This is a genomic window from Petralouisia muris, assembly GCF_004793545.1.
In the GTDB taxonomy this organism is placed as follows: Bacteria; Bacillota; Clostridia; order Lachnospirales; family Lachnospiraceae; genus Petralouisia; species Petralouisia muris.
Genome location: NZ_SRYA01000139.1, coordinates 1 through 6,461 on the forward strand (window position 1 = coordinate 1; position 6,461 = coordinate 6,461).

The window sequence follows — 6,461 nt, forward strand, 5'->3', positions numbered from 1 at the left end:
AAAAAGGAACCTTTTACAATTCAAATGTAAAAGATTCCTTAAGTTAATGACATTGTGATTTTACTGGGTTTCTTCTAACTTAGCCCTATTATAACACGGGCATCCACATAGCCAATATCCAGCCGATCAAGGCAGGCCTGGATCGACCGGGCCGGATCTTCCATCTCGTTTCCCGGATAAATTTATGTCGTAACGAAAATATCCTCCCGCTGTACAATCCCTTCATCGATTGCCTCCCGGATTGCCTGCCCGATTTCTTCCTCATTGCCATATACAGAGGCAGTATCAATCGGACGGACGCCGTTTGATAACGCAGATTTCACAGAATCAATACACTCATCACCATGAAGGCTGTATGTTCCAAGGCCGTTAACCGGCATCTCATATCCGCTGTTTAGCATGACTGTCCTTCTTTCAAAATCAAAACCTGCTTTTACAATGGTTTCTTCCTCTGCCTCCGGTTCGCTGCCTGTATCACCGGGCGCAGTCCTGGTTTCCCGTACAGATTCCATGGTATCTGTTGTCTGGATTGTTTCAATGCCTCCGGCTGTCCCGGTTTCCCCTGCCTTGTTTCGCCCGCATGCTGTTATGGGAAATGCCAATAAGGAAACAAGTATAGGCTGAATATTTTTCTCATTCCACAGCCTCCCTTATCATTATTTCAGATTTTTTCCGAAATCCCGGAGTTCTTTCAGCTTTGAAGCCGAACCGTTCTCCATGCCGTACGCTGTAAATGCCCCCATATCTTCAAGGCCGAGGTATTCCAGAAAATCTCCTTTATAGGAGAACATTGCCCCATCATACATTGCAGGATCACCGGAGCTTAATATCATAGCCACCTTTTTCAGATTCCGGGGCTTTCTCGGATAAGCGGCAGAATAGAAGCGGTCAAGGGTACATTTTAACTGCCCTGAAACACCGTGATAATAAATCGGCGAGGCAATGACAAGCATATCCGCCTCCCCCAGCAGGGAATAGACTTCCTGCATATCATCTTTCTGCACGCAGGCTCCGTTTCCCTTTGTATGGCAGTATTCGCAGGCCAGACAACCCGCAATCTTTTTCCTGCATACGTCAATTACATCCACCCGATGTCCTGCGGATTCCGCACCACTCCGGAACGCATCCACCATTTGTTTCGTATTTCCCTTTGGACGGGGGCTTCCGTTTAATACCAAGATACGCATATCATTTATCGTATTCATCTTATCTGCTCCTCTGTTTTTATACGTTGGAACAGCCTATTTCGCTCTGTTATACTGGCTTTTTATAAGCTGTTCTTTAAAATCTCCATGATTTCATCTTTACCTGGCGCCTTATAGCCGCCATCCATAATCAGCGTGCTGTCAACGATTCCCGGAAGCATCTCCTCTGTTACCCCAAGCTCTTTCAGATTCATCGTAAGACCCAGTTCATTCATATAAACTTCCATTTTTTTCAGGCCTTCCGCTGCAATCTGTTCATCACTTTTTCCTTCCGAATCTACATCCCATACGTTCATGGCAAATCTCTTGAACTTTTCCAGCCCAAACGGGCAGACAAAGCGATAGTAGGCCATAGATACCGCCGCAAGGGTCATGCCATGGGTTGCATCCGTATGTGCCGCAACCGCCTGCCCAAGCATATGCACCATCCAGTCTGTAGATTTTCCTTTTGCCACCAGGGTATTTAACGCCCATGTCGCAATCCACATGATGTTGCTCCTTGCCTCGTAATCCGTAGAATTCTTCACAGCGATCCTGCTGGAATGTATTAAAGACCGCAGCAAGCCTTCCATCAGATAATCAGAAGTATTGTCGTCCTCCCCGGAGAAATATTGCTCCGTAATATGGTTCATGATGTCATAGATTCCCGCAACCATCTGATACTGGGGCAGCGTGTAGGTATATACCGGGTTTAAGATGGAAAATTTCGGATACACCCTCTCATCAAATACATGGCCAATCTTCAGTTTCTGTTCATGGTTCGTGATAACTGCGCCGCCGTTCATTTCAGAGCCTGTACCAACCATTGTCAGGACACATCCCACCGGGATGATCTCATTGTCCACATCTTTCATTTGAAGATAATATTTTTCCCATGGATCTTCCGTACAGTATGCAGATACGGAAACCGCTTTTGCATAGTCGCAGACAGAACCGCCCCCGACCGCAAGGATCAGGTCTGCCTTACCCTCTCTGGCAATCTTACAGCCTTCATACAGTTTCTGCACCGTTGGATTTGGCATGACGCCTGCATCTTCCAACACATTTTTTCCATGTGCTTTCAAAATCTCCATGACTTTATCATAGATACCATTCTTTTTGATCGACCCGCCGCCATACACAAGCTGGACATTCTGTCCATACTTAGGCAGTTCTTCATTCAGACTGGCAAGGGAATCCTCGCCAAAATAAAGCTTCGTCGGGTTACAATACATAAAATTTCCTAACATCGTCTTCCTCCTCTTATTTTAAGCTATAAATGTCATCTCATATTTTCCGAAAAGAACTGCTCCAGCTTATCAAACGGAATCGCATCCTTTCCGCCGCCGTCATACAGATCCGTATGGACTGCATCCGGGATAATCAGCAGCTCCTTATTGTCTGCATAAGGGTTATCCTTCACCATTGTGGCATAAGCATCACGGCTGAAATAGCAGGAATGCGCCTTCTCCCCGTGCATGATAAGAACTGCGCTGCGAATCTCATTGCTGTACTGAAGGACGGGCTGGTTCATAAAGGACATACACCCGATCACATTCCAGCCACCGTTGGAATTTAACGAACGTTTGTGGTAGCCGCGATCCGTCTTATAATAATCATGATAATCTGCTACAAAGAAAGGCGCATCCTCCGGAAGAGGATCGACAACGCCGCCGCCCAGCGCATAGCTGCCATTTTTATAATCCGCAAGTCTCTGGGCGTTCATGGCTTCCTTCTTTGCGTATCGTGCGTCTGCGGAATCCTCACCGTCAAAATATCCGTTGGCATTGACGCGGGACATATCATACATGGTGGAGGCAACCGTCGCCTTAATACGGGTATCCAGCGCTGCTACGTTGAGGGCGAGGCCTCCCCAGCCGCAGATACCGATAATGCCGATACGCTCAGGGTCAACATTTTCCTGTACGGAAAGGAAATCCACCGCCGCCTGAAAATCCTCTGTATTGATGTCCGGTGAAGCCATGTATCGGGGTGTGCCGCCGCTTTCACCAGTGAAGGAAGGATCAAATGCCATAGTGAGGAAACCACGCTCCGCCATCGTCTGTGCATACAGTCCGGATGCCTGCTCCTTTACCGCGCCAAACGGCCCGCATACCGCAATCGCAGCCAGCTTCCCTTCCACTCCTTTCGGCTCATAAAGATCTGCCGCCAGCGTGATCCCGTAACGATTAGGAAATGTCACCTTGTGATGGTTCACCTTTTCACTTTTCGGGAAAGTCTTATCCCATTCCTTTGTCAATTCCAGTCTTACAGTATTTTCCATTTTGTAACGCCTCTCTTTCTTTTTTGTTATTTTTAATGATTACTTTTCCTTTTCCATTCTCCATACTAAAAAATCAAGACAGTCAACCCTTTCCTGACTTTCATGCAGGCTGTCCATCAGGCTTAAACGGTGTTTCCGCAGCATTTTAATCGCATCCTGAATCTGACCGTCACCATACAACCTGCAGACCTTCTCAATGGTCTGAGCGCCACAGCCTGCATCCTTTAGATTCTGAATAAGATCATCCGTATGACCGCCTCCCTTCCTGCTATGCCTGTATTATATCCCCTTGACTTTTATTTTGCTAATGGCTATAATTTATAACATGATATAAATTTTTGGAATATCACAGGAGGGCAATATGGAGCTGCGAACCATGAGATATTTTCTTGCCGTGGCAAGAGAAGAAAACATGACCCGTGCGGCAGAGCTGCTTCACGTTACCCAGCCCACACTCTCCAAGCAGTTAAAAGCACTTGAAGATGAACTTGGGAAAAAACTGTTCACGCGCCATAGTTTCAGCATACAGCTGACTGAGGAAGGTATTTTGCTTCGAAAACGGGCAGAAGACTTGATAAAAATGGCTGACAAAATTACAACAGAATTTCTTGCTTTGGATGATGTTCTGGGAGGGGATGTTTACTTCGGTTTGGCGGAATCTTACCAGATTAGATGCCTCGCCGCCACAATCAGAAGATTCAAAGAGTCTTATCCCGATCTGCATTATCATATTACCAGCGGCGACACGGAACAGGTTACAGAAAAACTGGATAAAGGTATCATTGACTTTGCCGTACTGGCGCAGGAACCCAATACTGCAAAATATCATTATTTGACCTTTCACCACGCTGATCTTTGGGGTGTTGTCATGCCAGAGAACTGTCCATTGGCAGAAAAAGAATCCATCTGTGTGGATGACTTATTTGGACTTCCTCTTTTTTGTTCCGAACAGGGATGGAGCAATGATATTTCCAAATGGTGCGGCAATAACATGGATAAATTACACCTTGAAGGGTCGTTTCGTCTATCATATAACGGATCGCTTTTTGTGAAAGAAGGACTCGGCTATCTTTTGACCTTTGAACATTTGATTGACACAAATCCTGAAAGCGGACTTGTTTTTCGTCCCCTCATGCCGAAGCTTGAAACAAAGATATATTTAATTTGGAAAAAATACCAAATCTTTACCCCTATTGCCGAACGACTGCTTGAAAAATTGAAATCTGAATTGTTAGAATAGAAATCGAAACGTGTATTTGCAGATATGGCTAGGAATCTGGTAAGGGAAAGGTTACTTTTACTAATTTCTCTACCGTAGACAAGCAATGAGTCGGAATATCCTTTTCGGATTTCCTGCTCGCTTGTTGGGGTTTCCCCAAGCCCCAGGCTGTCCGCCTGCGCGTCAGACCAAACACGCCTTTCGGCATGGCTTTGCGCTTCCTGCGGTCGCTTCCTCCTGCACATCTGTGCAGAAAATAAATCCCCTCAAAACACTCGAAGAAACACGGACAAAACAAAAAACATTGACATATTTTTGTCCTGGACGCATAATAATAACACAAGGCAGGGTCTTTTGCTGTATACGGGAGAAAAGGATACGGATTTATTACAAAGATGCGCCGCCGTTTTTGAACGACTGATTGGCTGTCAATACCGATTTACTCTGGGCCGTAAGGGAAAACAAAAAGAGATTGTATTGGGATTTAGCGAAACGGATTTTCATCATCTTGCGGGGCTTCACAAACTGAGGGACATCAGCATTGCCAGCGAGAACCGTCAAACTGTTTTTCGGGATATTTTAGCTGGACGTATTACATACCGAACCATAGAAAAAAGTGTTTTTGTTGATGAAAGCCGTTTGAGGTTAGAAATGTTTCAATTTATCGAAGACTTGCCGGATGGAGAGCAGGAGAGAGGAAGCAGAAGCCCTCCCCGTCTGAAAGCCCGCAGATACGGACAGATTCCCGTGTGGAGCAGCAGACCTCCAGCATTAACTCCACATAGCCGTCCAGCAAGTCCTTGTCCCAGGAGTTCCGTTCCAGAAGAATGTCATATTCAATATTTTCTAAAATCAATTCGCGGTAGCTTTCCATCTCATCCAATCCCATCCTGCGCGGAGCGCGTTTACCAGCAGGGGAAGAAACTGCTGAGGGGGGCAAGGGGTAGGATGGATAGATCAGTATCGCTTCTTCAGTTTTATTTATATCAGTATTATTAAGGGCGGAAATTCCGTACTCTTGACCGCTGGTTTTCAGGGTTGCAGACTGTGGTTTTTCAGCAGTCTTGACTGCGGCACTGGGAAGCGTCCTTGACTGCTGGTTTTCAGCAGTCTGAACCGGCGCGGAGGGTTCCGGCTCCAAGATGAAGTTCTTGACGTAAATCCGTGCGGGGTGTCCCTGGCCCTGCTTTTTCCGTTCCACAAGGCCAATGCCCTCCAATTCGCAAAACAGCTTTGTCGCCTTGTCCTTGCCGCAGTCCAGCATAGTCATGACTTAGCAGCAGGCCGTACAGCACCTTTGCTTCCAGCGATACACCCATGTAGCGCGCGACTTCTATGTCCTTTAAACTCATCAGCCGCCTCCACCTCCACTGTGTTTTCACCATTGACAGCCGCCTCCGGGACTTCTTCCTTGAGGGCCGCTCCCTGCTTGACTGTCTCTTTCATTCCGTAAACAGCGTTGTTTCACAAATGTTTTTCAAGCTAAATAAGTCCATGAATTTCACTCCCAGTTTTACCATGGTTCTCCATACCTTTGGCAGGGATTTGAAATGGAGCCCACACATCCACTGCCTGATCTCTAAGGACCGCTACAGTGATGACAGTTTCTGGCGTAATGTCAATCGCTTTAACTATACCTTCCTCCGCAATTCTTTCCGCGCCGCGCTTCTCAATGAAATGGAAGCCAGGATTGGACACTCTTTTAAAAAAGTGAAAGCCCGCTGTTGCCGGGAACACAAGGAAGGCTTTTATGTCTATGCAAAACCAAACAAAC

At 46.4% G+C, this 6,461-nt stretch carries 7 protein-coding genes and 2 pseudogenes; 3 read left to right on the plus strand and 6 right to left on the minus strand.

Going from position 1 to position 6,461, the window contains the following annotated elements:
* Positions 1-182: 182 nt before the first annotated feature.
* The 5 genes from E5329_RS27805 to E5329_RS30190 all read right to left on the minus strand — a co-directional run bounded on the left by E5329_RS27805 (position 183) and on the right by E5329_RS30190 (position 3,648).
* Positions 183-602, minus strand: coding sequence for an aldo/keto reductase (locus E5329_RS27805; RefSeq protein ID WP_275443830.1), 420 nt, complete (start codon positions 600-602; stop codon positions 183-185).
* Positions 603-656: 54 nt separating this feature from the next.
* Positions 657-1,205, minus strand: a complete 549-nt coding sequence (locus tag E5329_RS27810; RefSeq protein ID WP_330572398.1) for a flavodoxin family protein — start codon at positions 1,203-1,205, stop codon at positions 657-659.
* 62 nt (positions 1,206-1,267) lie between these two features.
* Positions 1,268-2,434, minus strand: a complete 1,167-nt coding sequence (locus E5329_RS27815) for an iron-containing alcohol dehydrogenase (RefSeq protein WP_135992397.1) — start codon at positions 2,432-2,434, stop codon at positions 1,268-1,270.
* Positions 2,435-2,466: 32 nt separating this feature from the next.
* Positions 2,467-3,468, minus strand: a complete 1,002-nt coding sequence (locus E5329_RS27820; RefSeq protein WP_135992398.1) for an alpha/beta hydrolase — start codon at positions 3,466-3,468, stop codon at positions 2,467-2,469.
* A gap of 39 nt (positions 3,469-3,507) precedes the next feature.
* Complete coding sequence (locus E5329_RS30190) at positions 3,508-3,648, minus strand: hypothetical protein (RefSeq protein ID WP_168356805.1); 141 nt, start codon at positions 3,646-3,648, stop codon at positions 3,508-3,510.
* A 181-nt stretch (positions 3,649-3,829) separates the two neighbouring features.
* Here E5329_RS30190 and E5329_RS27825 point away from each other — a divergent pair, with 181 nt between their 5' ends.
* Entirely contained in the window at positions 3,830-4,708 is an 879-nt protein-coding gene (locus E5329_RS27825) for a LysR family transcriptional regulator (protein ID WP_135992399.1), read from the plus strand.
* Between the two features lie 333 nt (positions 4,709-5,041).
* Positions 5,042-5,302 (plus strand): annotated as a pseudogene (locus tag E5329_RS32755) (PBECR4 domain-containing protein); the annotation flags it as partial.
* Between the two features lie 46 nt (positions 5,303-5,348).
* Here E5329_RS32755 and E5329_RS27830 read toward each other — a convergent pair.
* Positions 5,349-5,957 (minus strand): DUF6017 domain-containing protein, encoded by a 609-nt coding sequence (locus E5329_RS27830; RefSeq protein WP_275443831.1) that lies wholly within the window; start codon positions 5,955-5,957, stop codon positions 5,349-5,351.
* A gap of 53 nt (positions 5,958-6,010) precedes the next feature.
* Here E5329_RS27830 and E5329_RS32930 point away from each other — a divergent pair.
* Positions 6,011-6,461: pseudogene (locus E5329_RS32930) on the plus strand (transposase); the annotation flags it as partial.